The 15,803-nt window shown below is 45.0% G+C and carries 16 protein-coding genes, 1 riboswitch and 1 other annotated feature; of the genes, 1 reads left to right on the forward strand and 15 read right to left on the reverse strand.

Annotated features, from left to right (window positions below; translation table 11 throughout):
- Positions 1-127: 127 nt before the first annotated feature.
- The 14 genes from V1225_RS12930 to V1225_RS12995 form a co-directional block, all read right to left on the reverse strand.
- On the reverse strand, positions 128-1,498 hold the full coding sequence (locus V1225_RS12930) for a radical SAM protein (RefSeq protein ID WP_338546745.1): 1,371 nt from the start codon (positions 1,496-1,498) through the stop codon (positions 128-130).
- 133 nt (positions 1,499-1,631) lie between these two features.
- Positions 1,632-1,824, reverse strand: a riboswitch (cobalamin riboswitch).
- Positions 1,811-2,596 (reverse strand): ABC transporter permease subunit, encoded by a 786-nt coding sequence (locus V1225_RS12935; RefSeq protein WP_338546746.1) that lies wholly within the window; start codon positions 2,594-2,596, stop codon positions 1,811-1,813. It overlaps the preceding riboswitch by 14 nt.
- A complete protein-coding gene (locus V1225_RS12940; protein ID WP_160200549.1) occupies positions 2,593-3,474 on the reverse strand; it encodes an ABC transporter ATP-binding protein in 882 nt (293 codons plus the stop codon). The genes V1225_RS12935 and V1225_RS12940 overlap by 4 nt, the downstream gene beginning before the upstream one ends.
- Positions 3,475-3,478: 4 nt before the next feature.
- Positions 3,479-4,090: a TetR/AcrR family transcriptional regulator gene (locus V1225_RS12945; RefSeq protein WP_251630581.1), complete on the reverse strand. Its 612-nt coding sequence runs from the start codon at positions 4,088-4,090 to the stop codon at positions 3,479-3,481.
- Positions 4,091-4,586: 496 nt separating this feature from the next.
- Positions 4,587-5,576, reverse strand: coding sequence for a GntR family transcriptional regulator (locus V1225_RS12950; protein ID WP_338546749.1), 990 nt, complete (start codon positions 5,574-5,576; stop codon positions 4,587-4,589).
- A 2-nt stretch (positions 5,577-5,578) separates the two neighbouring features.
- Positions 5,579-6,136, reverse strand: coding sequence for a Fe-S-containing hydro-lyase (locus V1225_RS12955; protein ID WP_160200552.1), 558 nt, complete (start codon positions 6,134-6,136; stop codon positions 5,579-5,581).
- Positions 6,137-6,154: 18 nt separating this feature from the next.
- Positions 6,155-6,994, reverse strand: coding sequence for a fumarate hydratase (locus V1225_RS12960; protein ID WP_160200553.1), 840 nt, complete (start codon positions 6,992-6,994; stop codon positions 6,155-6,157).
- A 14-nt stretch (positions 6,995-7,008) separates the two neighbouring features.
- Entirely contained in the window at positions 7,009-7,869 is an 861-nt protein-coding gene (locus tag V1225_RS12965; protein ID WP_243150974.1) for an alanine-tRNA synthetase second additional domain-containing protein, read from the reverse strand.
- A 523-nt stretch (positions 7,870-8,392) separates the two neighbouring features.
- Entirely contained in the window at positions 8,393-8,752 is a 360-nt protein-coding gene (rplT, locus tag V1225_RS12970) for a 50S ribosomal protein L20 (RefSeq protein WP_160200577.1), read from the reverse strand.
- A gap of 19 nt (positions 8,753-8,771) precedes the next feature.
- Positions 8,772-8,972: a 50S ribosomal protein L35 gene (rpmI, locus tag V1225_RS12975; protein WP_160200578.1), complete on the reverse strand. Its 201-nt coding sequence runs from the start codon at positions 8,970-8,972 to the stop codon at positions 8,772-8,774.
- A 33-nt stretch (positions 8,973-9,005) separates the two neighbouring features.
- Positions 9,006-9,521 carry a translation initiation factor IF-3 gene (infC, locus tag V1225_RS12980; RefSeq protein ID WP_330588343.1) on the reverse strand — a complete coding sequence of 172 codons (516 nt, stop codon included), beginning with the start codon at positions 9,519-9,521 and terminating at the stop codon, positions 9,006-9,008.
- Positions 9,522-9,544: 23 nt separating this feature from the next.
- Positions 9,545-9,673, reverse strand: a sequence feature (ribosomal protein L20 leader region).
- Between the two features lie 76 nt (positions 9,674-9,749).
- A complete protein-coding gene (locus V1225_RS12985; protein WP_338546752.1) occupies positions 9,750-10,922 on the reverse strand; it encodes a M20/M25/M40 family metallo-hydrolase in 1,173 nt (390 codons plus the stop codon).
- A 15-nt stretch (positions 10,923-10,937) separates the two neighbouring features.
- Positions 10,938-12,323, reverse strand: coding sequence for an SLC13 family permease (locus V1225_RS12990; protein ID WP_338546753.1), 1,386 nt, complete (start codon positions 12,321-12,323; stop codon positions 10,938-10,940).
- Entirely contained in the window at positions 12,320-13,252 is a 933-nt protein-coding gene (locus V1225_RS12995; RefSeq protein WP_338546755.1) for an MBL fold metallo-hydrolase, read from the reverse strand. The genes V1225_RS12990 and V1225_RS12995 overlap by 4 nt, the downstream gene beginning before the upstream one ends.
- A gap of 178 nt (positions 13,253-13,430) precedes the next feature.
- Here V1225_RS12995 and V1225_RS13000 point away from each other — a divergent pair, with 178 nt between their 5' ends.
- Positions 13,431-14,795 carry a sigma 54-interacting transcriptional regulator gene (locus tag V1225_RS13000; protein ID WP_160200583.1) on the forward strand — a complete coding sequence of 455 codons (1,365 nt, stop codon included), beginning with the start codon at positions 13,431-13,433 and terminating at the stop codon, positions 14,793-14,795.
- A gap of 3 nt (positions 14,796-14,798) precedes the next feature.
- Here V1225_RS13000 and V1225_RS13005 read toward each other — a convergent pair whose 3' ends face one another.
- Entirely contained in the window at positions 14,799-15,716 is a 918-nt protein-coding gene (locus V1225_RS13005) for an AEC family transporter (RefSeq protein ID WP_338546757.1), read from the reverse strand.
- Between the last annotated feature and the right edge of the window lie 87 nt (positions 15,717-15,803).

A 15,803-nucleotide genomic window follows, 5' to 3' on the forward strand; every position in this document is an offset into this window, starting at 1 on the left:
TGCCTCCTTTTTCTTTATTATACTGTATAATTGACTATCAGTCAATGACTTATAGTCAATTTTAAAAAAACTGCACTGCTTGATATTTCCTCATCAAACAGCGCAGCTTATCTCTTGCAGCATATGTTTATTTCCTATCCTGCTCCCACAGTTTATCTGCCACCGGCGCCCAGTTCTTTGCATATTCTGTGCACTTTCCACAAAGATGCTCACAGGATTCCGGCGCTTCTAAATCCGTAGATTTTGCTCCGGTCTTCTTTACTAATTCCTGCAGAATTCCTGGGTTTTCCAGCATAGGGCAAGGCCGCAGATGATTGTCATTAAACGGCTGTCCATCACGATATGCAAGAAATAGCGGCTGACGCAAACAATCAAGAAGTGACTTTTCTTTGATATTAGCGCCGGAGTAGTGAATAAATACACAAGGTTCCACGTCTCCGTTGGCATTGATATGGCAATACCTTTCCCCTGCCGCAATGCAGCCATGTACAAACTCTCCATCGTTTTGAAAGTCAATCGCAAATATCTCTTTACCACCTGTAATACCGCGGATTTCCCTGATTTTATCGTGCATATAAACTCTCTGTTCCGGTGTCAAAAGCAGTTCTGTACTCGCATTGACACCCACCGGCATATAATGGAAATACCATGCAAAAACACAGCCTTTATCGATAAGCATATCCAGGAATTCATCACTGGTTACAGTCAAATAGTTCTTGCTCGTATAGCAAATCGACACACCGAAAGGAATTCTCTTTTCATGCATCAAATCCATCGCCGCCAAGGCTTTCTGGAAATGGCCTTCTCCTCTTCTCCCGTCGTTGCTTTCTTCAAAGCCCTCAATGCTAACCGATACAAAGAAATTACCTACTCGAAGAAGGTCGTCACAGAATGCTCCATCAATCAGTGTACCGTTGGTAAACGCATGAAATGCACAATCGCTGTGTTTTTCGCACAGACGGATAATTTCCTTTTTCTTAATCAGCGGTTCGCCGCCGGTGAACAGAAAAGCGTGAATACCCAATTCTTTACCTTCTGTGATAATTCTATCCATATCCTCAAAAGAAAGGTTCATTTTATCGCCATATTCCGCAGCCCAACAACCGGTACAGTGCATATTGCACGCTGTTGTAGGGTCCATCAGAATAATCCATGGAATATTGCACTGGTATTTTTCAGACATTTTCAGAGAAGTCTTGTAACCACGAAAACCAGACTCATATCCAGCATTTAAAGCAACGGTCTTCAAAATATGCGGATCCACATTGCGCAAAATATTTTGTGTATAATGGGTCCACTTGCTATTCGGGTCTTTTGCCAGCTTTCTCAAAAGTTCATAGGAAGAACCTTCCCATGCGTCTCCTAAAATTTTCTCCAGCATATTAATCATAGGAAGCATAACTTCGGTCAAATCCTTTTCCTGTCCCTTGTTGATAATCGACTCCAAGCCTTTTTCGAAGGCTTTTCTTTCCATGATATGTTTTACATCCTTTACCAAAATATTCCACCTCCAGTTTATTCGTCTCTATGAAGATATATTTCCTTTTTTTCGTAACATATTATACTGCACTTTTCAAAAATTAGAACTAGACAATTTCCTGGATTTGACTAATCAAAAGCTGCACCAAAATGGTGCAGCCCATATTTTCTGCATGTCTCCTAACTCAAAGGGCATCGTTCTTACTCACCTTCCCGTTTCCAGGGGCTAGTCTAAAACCCTCGAACAAGAACTCTCCCTTACAGTGGCGGTACCGTGCAGGATTCTCACCTGCTTCCATCTTAGCGCCCAATCCAATCGGGAGAACATGATTTAATAAATATCTTTTTTTACATACCGCAAATAGCCGGCTCCAATCCCAAGCAGCCCAATTACCATCCCGATTGTCACCAGTGTCCCATCGAGACTGCCCGCTGTCACGATATCCGCTCCTTCGCAGTAGGCGAAAGGCGTCACATATTTTAAAAACGCCGCCGCTTCCGCAATGTTGGCAATGAGATTCAGAAAATACATCATAAAAGCGATGCCAAGTCCGGCGCCCACGCTGCCTTTACGTGTGAAAGCAGAAATCCCGAAGCAAATCCCCGCCAGCTCCAGTTGCAGCAGATAATACGCAAGATGCAGCAAATTGATTTCCCTCCAGGGAATCGCTTCACCTACCGCCGCTATAGCGCACACAGAAATCCCATAAACCAGCAGATTCATCGCCGTCACCTGCACCAATACCGCAAGGAGTTTTTCCGTCACGACCCGCCTGCGGCTAATCGGATGGGTCAGCAGGAATTCAGCCGTTCCATCTTTTTCTTCCTTGCTCAAAATGCCAGCCGCGCACAGACAGGCATAGAATGCGCCGCCAAGCCCCAGCACATTCCCACATTCAATAGCATAAAATCCGGTCAGCATGCCGAAGTTCAGACGGTCCATTCCAAAAGCGTCGGAAAAAGAGCCCATGGAAGCAAACACATCGCCAACACTCTCCATCTGTCCTTTCATCTCCGGAAAGAGGAAGATGCAAACTGCCAGAAGAAAAGAAATGGCAGCAGTCCAAATCAAAAACGAAACGCGTCCCTGTCTCAACTCATGTCTAACCAATATCACAGCGCCTCACCATCCTTTTCATAATAGTGAAGAAATACCTCTTCCAAATCCGGCTCAGATACGGCGAGATCCGCAATCTGTCCATCCGCAAGCCTTCTCAGCAACTTGTTCATATCGCCGCTGTAAAGAAAGCTGGTCTGCCCCGCAATCTCTTTCCGGTCACGAATTCCGCAAAGTCCGTCAAGATTTACGCTGCCGCAAACCGCAACACGCCTGGCGCTGGTGCGAGAAAGCGCCTCTACACGATCGCAGGCAATGATCTTCCCTTCACGAATGATTGCGGCACGGCTGCAGTTTCGCTGCACCTCTGACAAAATATGACTGGACAAAAAAATAGTCGTTCCATCTGCATTGCGCTCCCGAAGGATTTCAAAAAATTCTTTCTGCATCAGTGGGTCAAGACCGCTGGTCGGTTCGTCCAGAATTAAAATTTCCGGCTGATGCTGCAGCGCGCAGACAATGGCGACTTTTTTCCTGTTACCAAAAGAGAGTTCCTCCACTTTTCGTTTCTCAGAAAGTTGTAATCTTTCACAAAGCCGCACAGCTTCCTTTCTGCAGTCCTTTTTTCGCAAGTCCGCAGACAGCTTCAAGATATCTTTCACCCGCATTCCGCGATAAAAAATTGCTTCCGACGGAAGATATCCAGTCCTGGCAAGAATCTGCTCTCTTTCTTCGCAAGCAGCAAGTCCGCTCACCCAGGCGTCTCCTCCGGTCTTTTTTATGAGCCCCATCATCGTGCGGATTGTCGTAGATTTCCCTGCGCCGTTGGGACCGATGAATCCAAAGAATTCTCCTTCGGAAACGGTCAGACTGACGCCGGAGATTCCCCGGTTTTTTCCATAATATTTAGTCAAATTTTCTAACTTGATTGCATCCATCTCGTCACTCCTTCCAAAGATAAATACTTTTCCAAAATGCGATCAGTCTGGTAAAATCCTTTTCCATTTCTGCCGTATTCACAGGTCCTCGCTGCACCATCTCCCACAGATATCCTTCCGACGCCCAGTACATCTCCCTGTACATCATGGGAATATCCAGTCCTGGCACAAACTGCGCCGGATCAAAGTTGATACGGGCGCGATCCGCTTTCAGGTTAAAATACTGGTGATAGCTTTCAGAAACAGCTGCGCAGATTTCCGGGTCCTTTTCGTAAAATGCTTTGATGGTAAAATTCGCCATGTCCGGATACTGACTGATCAGTTCCATTTTTGCCCGCATGCCCCGTTCCATGCTCTCAAACAGCCCCTGCTGGCTGTAGCATTCGCATTCGGTCAAATAAGCAATGGTCTTCTTTGCACAAGTATCCCACAAAAACAGATATAATTCCTTCTTGTTGTGAAAATAGTGGAACAGCAGCGATTTGCTGATTCCCGCTGCCTCTGCGATTTCACGCATAGGACTGTTATGATATGTATTCTGCGAAAAAACCTTGTAACCTGCATTGATGATTGCTTGCTGTTTTTCTTCCGGCAAAGAAAAAAATTTTTCGTTCACGGTAACTCCTCCATTCCCGACCGACTTTATTCTATTATAAAGCCGTTGACCGATTTTGAGAAGGGTGCAATTCCTTCTATCCAGTTTCCTGGTATTTTCCTACGGCAGGTTTTGCATATGATTGTGCATATGTCGCCACTTCATCACTAATTTGCACAACTTCCACTCCTGCTGGTTGTGCAAATCCTACTGCCCACGCTGCCTCTTGCACAACTTTTGCGCTCCGTAACGCGAAAAAACATTTTTTTCATCAAAAAAGTTGTGCAAAACGAGTCATTTTTATCTTGCTTTGCACAACATACATAATATTAAACGCCACGATTTTCGTAAAAGTTGTGCAAATTACTTTTTTCAAGCTTTCCCTGCACAACCGAACCAACAAAAAGTTGTGTAGAAACAATTTTTATCGCATCATCTGCACAACCGCAATCTGAAAACGCGTATCTCCCGCAATACATTCTTCTGACCCTGCGATTAAATATCACAGATAACGCAATCACATGCTCCGCTTCTTGTTCATCACCCGTTTAATCTGATCTACCACGTGGAGAAAAGACCCCTTGTCCACCTTATAACTATAGGAAACCAGTTCCCCGCCCCGCTCGCAAAAGCTGCGCAAAAACTGCTTTTCCTTAGACACTATAAACGTTTCATAGCCTTCCGGCACGATGACTACATCGTTCTCAGCAAAGAACTGTTCCTCTTTTCCAAAGAACCCCGCAAGCTGCGTCGCCATCCCTTCACTCCAGCTGCCCAGCCCCTGGCAGTTATTTCTGACTACACCCGCGAATGCGTCGCTGGCGCAGAAAATGCCCACCTTCTGCGTATCTCCAATTTTAGCCAGACGGACAATGGTATGCACCGACGGCGTCATGGCAACCATCGCAAGCGGTTTATTGCTTCTGAGGTAGGATTCCACCTCTGTAAAATGGGTGGACGTAGTTAAAATCAAATCGTAATCCGCATTGAGACTTTCCGCCGCTTCCTCGATTCTATCAAGATCAAAGGCTGCCGTCTCAGCATAGCCAATCTGGGAAAGCTGCCCCTCAATCATCTGTAGCGTCTCAGGATTACAGTCCACCAAAGCAACCTTCACCACATCGTATTTTTCCGCAAGCCCCCTCAGCTTCAGATCTAGATAGATTTCCATTTCTCTCGGCGTAAACCCCAGACTTTCCAGTCTGGTGAAGAGTTGGTCGATTGCTATCATGGCTTTTTCTTTACGGCTGGCAAAATCCTCTTTCTGATCTATGACAAAAGAACCGCTGCCCTGTACCATCTCGACAAAGCCCTGCTCCTCCAGATATTCATAAGCGTGCTTAATGGTGCCGCACGCTACGCCGATTTCTCCGGAAAGATCCCGCACCGTTGGCAATTTAAACCCCGCAGCCAGCTTCCCGTCTTTAATTGCATCGGAAATTCGCTCCGCAATTTGCTTGTAAATCGGCTTTTGACCTGCCGTGTCCAGTTTAAAATCCACAAACATAGCTATTTCTCCACGGCAAGATATGCTTTCCTGCCATCTTCATACAGATTATTTCCCTGACTATCGATGATCACAACTGCCGGAAGGTTTTCCACTTCCAAACGGCGCACCGCCTCTGCGCCCAAATCTTCATAGCAGACTACTTCCGCTTTTTTGATGCACTTGGCAAGGAGCGCTCCAGCACCGCCGATGGCGCCAAAGTATACCGCACCGTTTCGTTTCATGGCCTCGATTACCTCTGGCGAACGCTTGCCTTTTCCAATCATGCCCTTAAGGCCCAAATCCAAAAGCGCCGGTGCATATGCGTCCATACGGTAGCTGGTCGTTGGTCCCGCAGAACCGATTACCTGGCCCGGTTTTGCCGGTGCAGGTCCTACATAGTAAATAATGCTGTCCTTCACATCAATGGGAAGCGCCTTTCCCTCTGCCAAAAGTTCGCAAAGCCGCTTGTGCGCAGCATCTCTTCCCGTATAAATCACGCCACTAATCAGTACATTATCTCCTGCGCGCAGGTCTTTTGTCTTATCTGCCGTCAGCGGCATCGTAATTTTCTTCTCCATATCTTTCCGCCTCTCCTTCTATAATACTGCACTCTTATGTCTGGTTACATGGCAGTTGATATTGACTGCGCACGGAAGCCCTGCAATATGGGTTGGCAAGGTCTCGATGTTGACTGCAAGCGCCGTAGTTTTTCCGCCAAAGCCCTGCGGTCCAATACCAAGTGCGTTGATTTTCTCCAGCATTTCTTTTTCAAGGTCTTCATAGAACGGATTTGCATTTCTCTCATCTGCCGGACGCATAAGTGCTTTCTTCGCAAGAAATGCCGCTTTGTCAAAGGTGCCGCCAATGCCTACGCCCACCACGATAGGCGGACATGGATTAGGTCCTGCATCCTCTACCACCTTCAGAATAAATTCTTTTACACCGGCAAGACCGTCAGAGGGTTTCAACATCTTAATCTGGCTCATGTTTTCACTGCCAAAGCCCTTTGGCGCAACGGTAATTTTTAAGGCGTTGCCTGGCACGATGTCATAGTAAATCACCGCCGGCGTATTGTCTCCTGTATTGACTCTATCGATGGGATCCTTGACGCAGGATTTGCGCAGAAAACCTTCCGTATAGCCCTGGCGCACGCCTTCGTCTACAGCGTCCTTCAAATTTCCGTCGATGTGCACCTCCTGCCCAATCTCAAGAAAAACGCATGCAAGACCGGTGTCCTGACAGATTGGCACTTCGTCTATATCTGCAATCTGATAGTTCTCTTCGATTTTATCTAAAATATTTTTTGCAATGTCAAAAGGCTCACAGGCTTTGCATCCTGCAATAGCACCTTTGATATCCTCCGGCAGATGGCAGTTTGCCTCGATACAAAGGTCTCTGACCGTCTGTGTAATCTGTTCCGCTTTGATTTCTCTCATGATATGTTCCTTCCTTAAATGTGCAGCTTAATTCTGTTCAAATCGCCGGTTTCAACATCCCAGCGCTCGCCTACAAGACCGATAATCAGATACATCTCCTGCATGGAGTCATAAAAGATTTCTTTCAGCAGGCGGAAGTTTTCAATCTCACCGGTAGAACGGACGTGGATTCTAGGGCCCGTGCAAGGGTGTACCAGCTCGCCGATTTTCACGTGATCCTCGTCAAAAAAGCTGACGGAAAGATCCTGCGCGATGTATTCGTTGACTGCATTTTTCAGCGCATCGATGTCGATATCCGGTTTTTCCTTAAATCCCAAAGAAAAGCCCCTCTTGATATCTCCATGATAGCACTTCTGGAAAAGTTCCTGGGGCATGCAGTGCTCCACAAGGTCTTCTGCGGTATGCGCCATCTTACGATAACGAACGGACTTGTGCACAGTCTCCGCAATATCCTGAGGAAGCGGTCCAAATAAGTTCGGTCTGGTAATGATAATCTGCTCCCCTACACCGATTAAAAGCTGTGCGTTGGTTTTCAGGAAAGGAAACAGTAGTTCAAAGTGCTCGATGATAACTCTGCGTCCCTTCTTGATGGCTTTTTCGGTCGCTTCTGCCAGTTCGTGCATTTGTGTAAATGCAGACTCAAAGCGCACATCCATGTGATAAGTATGAGGTGCATAAAACCCTTCGTCTTCATCTACATCTAAAATCGGCAGTGGTCTTACATTGACGCCGCTGTCATCGTTGCAGAGGTCCAGACCCGGAAACATGCCCTTAATCAGCATGCTCTTTCCGGCGCCTGCCTCGCCGATAATTCCAATGAGTTTATCTTCTGGATCCAAATACTGCTGCGCAATCTGCATCCCCAGCTCCAGCATACGCCTGTTTCCTCGGGGTGCAAAAAACACGCTATATAAATGAGGAGAATTGACCATATAATTTCTTTGTTTCGGCATTTTTCCAACCTACTTTCTTTACGTATTCATTGTCATCATTGTATCACATTTTTTATGATACATCTACTATTTTGTATCAGATACAATTTTGGTGCAATTTGCTTTTCCCGCTTCTCTCCCGCAGACAATGCCCACTAGCAATGCCCTCTGTACATAAATTTCAAGTTTTCCCTCAAAATATGCACGTTCTTCAGAAAGTCTGTGCATATTTCTTACAAAATCATAGAATGTATGCACTTTTTGCCTGCAGACAGGTCTATCAACGCGCTTTTAACGGCGCAAACTCCTGTGATTGTGCATATTTTCGACAGTTTCTTTGATTTTATGCACACATTTGTGCATATTTTAGGAAATATCGCCTGAAATATGCACACTGGGCTAACGCGACAGAAACTCCTAAAAAAAGAAGATGACTTCATGCCATCTTCTCAAATTATTATATGATTTATTTTCCGCAGTTCTTCTTTGCAGTTTCGCAAAGCTGTGCAAATGCAGCTGCGTCGTGGATAGCCAGTTCAGACAGCATCTTTCTGTTGATTTCGATACCGCTCTTCTTAAGACCGTCCATTAGTCTGCTGTAGGACATGCCGTTCATTCTTGCAGCAGCGTTGATTCTTGCGATCCACATCTGTCTGTACTGTCTCTTCTTTAACTTTCTGCCAACGTAAGCAGATCTCAGTGCTCTCATTACTGCAGGGTTAGCTGCTCTGAAGACCTTGCTCTTCTGTCCATAGTAACCCTTTGCTAATTTTAAAATTTTCTTATGTCTCTTGTGGGCGTTTACGCCTTTCTTTACTCTTGCCATGATTCATTACCTCCTAAAACTATTTTGCCATTGATCTTAACATTCTCTTAGTGTCAGCACTGGTTAAAATTGTGGATTTTCTAAGACCCATCTTTCTCTTCGGAGTCTTCTTAGTAAGAATATGGCTCTTGTATGCCTTGTTTCTCTTGATTTTACCGGTTCCGGTTAATTTCAGTCTTTTGCATGCGCCTCTGTGGGACTTCATCTTATTCTTTGCCATGATGATTTTTTCCTCCTATGTTAATACAAAGTTTTACTTATCAGTTTTCGGTGCCAGGAACATGGTAAGGCTTCTGCCTTCAAATGTCGGCTTCTTATCAATGGTGCTGACTTCGCTGCAGCATTCTGCGAACTTATCCATAACTTCGCGACCTTTTGCAGTATAGTCTTTTTCTCTTCCTCTAAATCTGAGACTCACCTTGACTTTGTCCCCATCCTGCAGGAATTTGCAAGCGGTCTTAGCCTTCACCTGAATGTCATGATCTTCGATAAAGGTACTCAGTCTGATTTCCTTTACCTGCATGTTCTTCTGCTTTTTCTTGGCTTCTTTTTCTCTCTTCTGGATTTCGTATCTGTACTTTCCATAATCGAGAATCTTACATACCGGCGGCTTGGCGTTAGGTGAAATATTGACCAGGTCAAGCTTCTTCTCATCTGCCAAAGCAAGCGCCTCGTCTCTGCTCATAATACCGAGCATCTGACCGGTTTCATCGATGACACGCAGTTCTTTGTCACGAATTTCTTCGTTGATCTTGTTCTCCTTACTAATGGTTCGCACCTCCTGTGGTTTCTACACAAACAAGAAAGCGGGCACTTCATGTACCCGCCTCAAAACACGCTAAAACGCGCATGTTTCAAAATTATTAACCCAGCAAACTGACTGTCTGAAAGGTGAGAAGCGGATAACTTCTTCTTCATTACTGAAATAGGTTATCATATTTCCACGCCTGTGTCAAGGAAAGTTTTTGGATTTCCAACGACTTTCAAGAAATTTTCCTTATAGTGAAAAGTGTTCTTTCTTGATTTTATCCAAAAGTTCCTCATCTGTAAACAGCCTATAGGTCAATTCCAACAAAAACTTTGCACTGTTTAAAATAGCCTCATGGACAGCTGGCGTCGTCATTGCTTTTGCAAATTCATAGGTATGTGGTACCAGTCCTTTTCCAATGCCCATACATGGGTGGAATGCTGCGCAAGCGGTCGCCACATTCCCGATATCAGAAGAACCATTGCCCTGATTTTCCGGTCTGACTACTTCAAGTCCCAAACTATGAAAACAAGTGTCCATCACTTCTTCCTTTAGAGGTCCCGTAAAATAATCGTCATAGTCTTCGCCCGCCGGCAAAATTTCCACTTCTGTGCGTGTTGCCATTGCTGCCGCCTTTGCGCAATCTTTCACCCAGCTTGTAATATCGTTGAGCTGATGTCTTCTGGGCGCTCTAGTGATAAAAACCGCTCGGGTCTTGTCAGGTATGATGTTCGCTGCCTTTCCTCCATCGGAAATATAGCCTGAAATAATCGCTTCTTTAATGACATGCTGTCTCATCATATCTGTACTTTCAAATAACAGACGTACTGCATTCAGCGCATTCCTTCCTTTCTCCGGACATGCCGCCGCATGCGCTGGCGCACCTTTAAACACAAACTCCATGCCGTCCAAGGCGTAAAACTGCACCGCAGACTGATTTTCGCCCATCATGTGCACCATTGCCGCAAAATCATATTGGTCAAAGATGCCCTGTCTTTGCATAATTACTTTGCCGCCGCCCCATTCTTCGTCCGGCGTACCGATGATATCAATTTGCACATCACCCAACTGCGCCTTCACTGCATTGACTGCCAAAATCGCCAGAACGCTTGCTGCTCCCGATGCACAATGACCGCAGCCGTGTCCTATTTCCGGCAGGGCATCGTACTCTGCCAGAAAGACCGCTTTTTTCCTGCCTCCAGGATTGATAGACGCTTTAAATGCTGTCGCCATGCCGGCAAAAGGATATTCCACCTCTATTCCATATTTTTCAAGCAATGCTACGATATTCTTTGAGGATTCAAACTCCGCCGATCCAAGTTCTGGATTTGCCGCCATACAATCGCTGAGAGCATACGCTTCCTCTTCAAAAGCTGCAAGACCTTCACGGAGCAGCTTTTTATGTGTTTTCTCTGACCACATGTCAATTCCTCCATTTTAATACCCGATGACACCTGCAATTACCATAATAATCACGCCCGCTAAAACTTGCAAGAGGAAAACCGGCAAAATCCATTTTGCCCACTTCTCGTAAGGAATTTTTGCAAGAGACAGAGCCGCCATCATGATTCCGCCTGTTGGAATAATAATGTTGGATAAACCATCGCCCATCTGATATGCAAGAACAACCGACTGTCTGGATACTCCCACCATATCACCCAGCGGCGCCAGAATCGGAATGGAAACGGCTGCCTGACCGCTTCCAGATGGAATCAGGAAATTCAGGCAAGTTTGGAACAGGAACATACATGCTGCACTGACTGCCGCCGGCAGCCCTTCCATTGCGCCTGCAACATAATATAGAATTGTGTGCATGATATTTCCATCGGTCAGTGTAACCATAACAGCACTGGCAAAGCCCACAACCAGCGCGCCGGCTGCGATTTCCGCCATGCCTTTCCCCAGCGCCTTTGCATAGTTGTTAAAGCCCATACCTTCAATAACAGCAACAACAATTCCCATGCCGAAAAAGAGTCCGGAAATTTCGTCCAGATACCAGCCCCATTTGGTGACACCAACAACCAGCAGAATCAGAGACGCAATAAACGCAAGCAAAATCAGTTTTTGCTTTCCTCCAAATTCTTTTAACTTCGCCATTGCATCATTGTCCATTTCCAAACGATCCTGTTCATACATGGACGACAGCTGCGGATTTTTCTTTACTTTCATCGCATACCGCATCGTACAAATGATTGAAATCCCAACCATTACAACAAAAACTGCGATTCTAAACGAAGATCCGGAGAAAAGCGGAATCCCTGCAATGTCCTGTGCCACACAGACCGTAAACGGATTTGTTACAGCACCTGCAAAACCGGCACTGGTCGCCGACATAACCATCACCATACCTGTAATAGAGTCAAAGCCCAGTGCTTTTGCCAGTCCAACCATAATTGGAACAAACAGAATCAGCTCTTCTGCCATTCCTACAAAAGCAGAACCCAGAGAAAATACAATCATCACGATAGGAACCAGTAAAATTTCTTTTCTGGCAGCTACTTTTGCCAGCTTGCCAAGGCCTGACTCTACAGCACCGGTCTCAGTCAGCACATTGAAACTTCCGCCCACAATAAAAATCAGAAAGATAATGGACGCGCTGCTTTGTAATCCTCTTGGAATTGCAGTCAGAAACTGTATTAACGATACAGGTGTCTGATCAATTCTGTGATAAGTTTCCGGGTTCAGCACTTCCTTTCCGTTTTCAAGGGTAATCATATCATAAGCACCCGCCGGAATAATATAAGATAATACCGCACAAACAAAAACAATTCCAATCAATAAAATGTACACGTGAGGCATCTTAAATTTCTTTTTCTCGTTCATTTCTTTTTCTCCTTTACCTTTTCATTGGTATATACGACAGAAAATCCATCGCCCTTCTTCTCACACAAAATGCTTTCTTCCTCCAGATACTGATGACCTTTGCCGACACCTTTTTCTCCATCCGGTACAGATTCCTTTTCTATAATCGTGCGGAGCACTTCTGCAGTCTCTCTGAGCTTTGCTGCCGGTGCAATAAAATCGTTATGAGAGCAGTAAAGCTGCACATCTTCTGGAATCTCTCTGCTGAGTCTGTCCATCGTCTGCCAATACATAGATATGTCCGAACAGCCAAACTGCGCACAATGAAAGTGTGCGTACAATGCACCCATATAGAACGTATCTCCTGTAAAAAGAATTTTATTATCTTCATCATACAGCATAAGGGAGTCGAAACTGTGCCCCGGTGTATGCAGAACGCGCAGTTTACGATTTCCTAAATCAAAGATATACCCCTCCCTGACAGCTTTTACCTGATACGACGGCACTGCATATCGGTCCGGTGCAAAACCTTGCGGATAGCCTCCTTTAAACATATCTTCATCCATCTGCGCACCTACATCTGCGCAAGTCAGTCCTCTTTTTGCAATCCCAGACACATAGGAATCCACACAGCTGTTAACTGGTTCAAAAATATGATTGCTTCCAATATGATCAAAGTGAAAATGGCTGTTTACCGCAATCATTTCCCCTTGATAAAGCTCATCAATCAGCGGCTTTACAGGAACAATTCCCATACCGGTATCAAATAATACCGCCCTGTCTGTTCCTACAATCAGAAAGAAATTTACTTCCTGAAAATGCCGCGGTTCCGCAATCGCATAGACATTCTTAGGCAGACGATAAACCTCATACCAGCCCCCATCATTTTTTACATCCATTCTCTCGTATTTCTCGTAATACGCCCGTCTGGGCATATCTTTCCACTCCATACTATTATCTCCTTTCGCTGGTTTACGATATCGTTACTGTAATATAGCGCAAATTCCGTGCCAAACAAAAAATCAGTATTTTCAGCCATAATCTTGAGATATCCGTTTACTTTCGTATCAATTTTCTTTATAATAGTAATATAATTTTTTACTCTTGATCGAATCGGAGGTTGCTGATATGCGTTATGAAGAAATCGCTCGTTCTGTCTTTCAAATGCAGAATTTTTTCGATGAGCTTACCATTTTTGATACAGATTGTATCTGCAGATATTGTGAAATCACCAATCCAGATACTTACAGTTTTACTGCCGACGAAATCATCGGCAAACATCTCTTTGAAATTTTCCCATCTGCCAGCGAAGAAAATAGCGAAGTATACAGTGTTGTAAAGACCGGTCAGCCGATCATTGGCTATGAAGAAAACGGCATCACCTATAAAGGCGACCACGTAAAAGGCTATAGCAGCGTATTTCCGCTATATCATAAAAAAAAACTCATTGGCGCTGCGCTTGCGCTTAAATTTATCGGCAACGAATACAAGAACGAATATATCAGCGTGCAGGATTTTTCCAGTAGGCGAAGCAAAGGCGCTGAAAACTACACGATCGATGATATTATTACCATCGACCCGGATATGGAAAAGCTAAAACAGAAGATTATAAAAGTACGTAATATGGATTCATCAGTGCTGATTGAAGGCAGCACCGGTACCGGCAAGGAACTGATTGCACAAGCTTTGCACTACTCCAGCAACCGTGCACCCATGCCCTTTATCTCCCTGAACTGTTCCGCAATTCCTGCCAATCTTCTGGAAAGCACATTGTTCGGTACAGAAAAGGGCAGTTATACCGGCGCCGTTACACGCAAAGGACTCATCGAACTTGCAGATCAGGGCACGCTGTTTCTCGACGAAATCAACTCCCTAGATATTGCGCTGCAGGCAAAACTATTAAAAGCCATCGAAGAAAAATCGGTGCTTCACCTTGGCGGCCATCAGCCAATTCATGTCGATGTTCGTATCATTGCTGCCATCAACGAAGAGCCCTTTGCGGCAATTGCGGCAGGGCATCTGCGAAGCGACCTGTTCTACAGACTCAACATCATCTCCTTCAAACTTCCGCAATTAAAAGACCGTCAGGGTGATGTTGACCACCTGACGGCATTCTATATTGATCAATTTAATAAAAAATTCAACCGGGATATCTGCGGCCTTACTGAAGAAGCGATACGTCTTTTCCATCTGCACGACTGGCCCGGCAATGTCCGTGAACTGCGAAATATGCTTGAGGGAGCCTTTGCTATAACTGAGAATGCATTCATCTCTGCAGATGACCTACCGGACTACATGAGAGACCGTGCTAGCACCACACCTGAAAACAGCAGTAAGCAGCCTTGCACCTATCAGGAATACCTGGCAGCTTTCGAAAAACAACTTCTAACAAAAACCCTAGCCTCTTATCCGACAAAAACTGAGGCTGCTAAAGCACTTGGTATCACAAAACAGGCTCTCAACTATAAGCTAACCAGCCTGGGATTGAAATAACTTTTATCCCAGCAGCGTCAAAAGCACCGGAATCATCGGCAGCGACAGTAAAGTCGATAAAATTACGCCGGCAGATGCCAATTCTTCCTTATAGCCCTGTTCCGTACATCCCATAGAAACCATAGCCGCAACCGGCATTCCTAAAGAAATCACAGCAGAACCACGAAACACACCCTCAAAACCTAGGAAAGTCATCGCCGCATAAACTGCCGCCGGGAATACTAAAAGGCGAATCGCCGCAACCGAATACAGCTTCTTATCACAGCGAAAAATACTTTTGATGGAATAAGTTCCGATATTTGCACCGATTACGACCATAGAAAGAGGTGACGCCATCTCTCCGATAAAATTGCACACCTCCGCTGCGCCATCTGGCATTTTTACCCCACCAAAGAACATGGCAAGCGCCAGAAGCGAAGCCACCGTTCCGGGATTCAAAAGCTCCCGCAGAGAAAGTCTTTCGCTTGCTGTACCAGCACCCTTGCAAATCTGCCATCTCGCGTAGGTATAGTATAAAATATCAAAACCCAAATGGAAGATGCTCAGCTGGAAAATGCACCCAGTTCCATAGAGGGATGCCGTCACAGGATATCCCATATACAGCGTGTTACCAAAGATGTAAAACTGTTCGTAGACGGCTCGGTCTTCCTTTGGGATTCTTGTAACTACGTTGATTGCCTTTGCAATAAACGGAATCACACAGTAAAATGCGCCGCCAGTTAATACAAACTTGATCAAAAGACCCTTGCTCATATCTCCATCGGCTTCACTGAGTGAGGTTAAGATAATCAGCGGCAGACAGACATCAATGACAAAAGTGCAAAGCTTCTGATTCACGTCCTTTGTAAATATGTCTTTCTTGTTCAAATAGTAGCCAACTGTAAGCGCTAGCAGTAATTTGCAAAGAGTAACGATAATCATAAAATTTTCCTTTATATATTTCCTGATAAAATGTATCGGCAGCAAATGCCAGCTTTTTTATTTTATCATCTATTCTGCATAATTGCA

The organism is Emergencia sp. JLR.KK010 (assembly GCF_037018265.1).
Taxonomy (GTDB): domain Bacteria; phylum Bacillota; class Clostridia; order Peptostreptococcales; family Anaerovoracaceae; genus Senimuribacter; species Senimuribacter intestinalis.

Bases quoted from the DNA above. Each gene is read 5' to 3' on its own strand.
- rpmI (WP_160200578.1), bottom strand. From the start codon at position 8,972: ATGGCAAAGAATAAGATGAAGTCCCACAGAGGCGCATGCAAAAGACTG.
- V1225_RS12940 (WP_160200549.1), bottom strand. From the start codon at position 3,474: ATGGATGCAATCAAGTTAGAAAATTTGACTAAATATTATGGAAAAAAC.
- V1225_RS12950 (WP_338546749.1), bottom strand. From the start codon at position 5,576: ATGTTTGTGGATTTTAAACTGGACACGGCAGGTCAAAAGCCGATTTAC.
- V1225_RS12960 (WP_160200553.1), bottom strand. From the start codon at position 6,994: ATGAGAGAAATCAAAGCGGAACAGATTACACAGACGGTCAGAGACCTT.
- V1225_RS12985 (WP_338546752.1), bottom strand. From the start codon at position 10,922: ATGTGGTCAGAGAAAACACATAAAAAGCTGCTCCGTGAAGGTCTTGCA.
- V1225_RS12965 (WP_243150974.1), bottom strand. From the start codon at position 7,869: ATGCTGGAGCTGGGGATGCAGATTGCGCAGCAGTATTTGGATCCAGAA.
- V1225_RS13000 (WP_160200583.1), top strand. From the start codon at position 13,431: ATGCGTTATGAAGAAATCGCTCGTTCTGTCTTTCAAATGCAGAATTTT.
- V1225_RS12990 (WP_338546753.1), bottom strand. From the start codon at position 12,323: ATGAACGAGAAAAAGAAATTTAAGATGCCTCACGTGTACATTTTATTG.
- rplT (WP_160200577.1), bottom strand. From the start codon at position 8,752: ATGGCAAGAGTAAAGAAAGGCGTAAACGCCCACAAGAGACATAAGAAA.
- V1225_RS12995 (WP_338546755.1), bottom strand. From the start codon at position 13,252: ATGGAGTGGAAAGATATGCCCAGACGGGCGTATTACGAGAAATACGAG.
- V1225_RS13005 (WP_338546757.1), bottom strand. From the start codon at position 15,716: ATGATTATCGTTACTCTTTGCAAATTACTGCTAGCGCTTACAGTTGGC.
- V1225_RS12955 (WP_160200552.1), bottom strand. From the start codon at position 6,136: ATGGAGAAGAAAATTACGATGCCGCTGACGGCAGATAAGACAAAAGAC.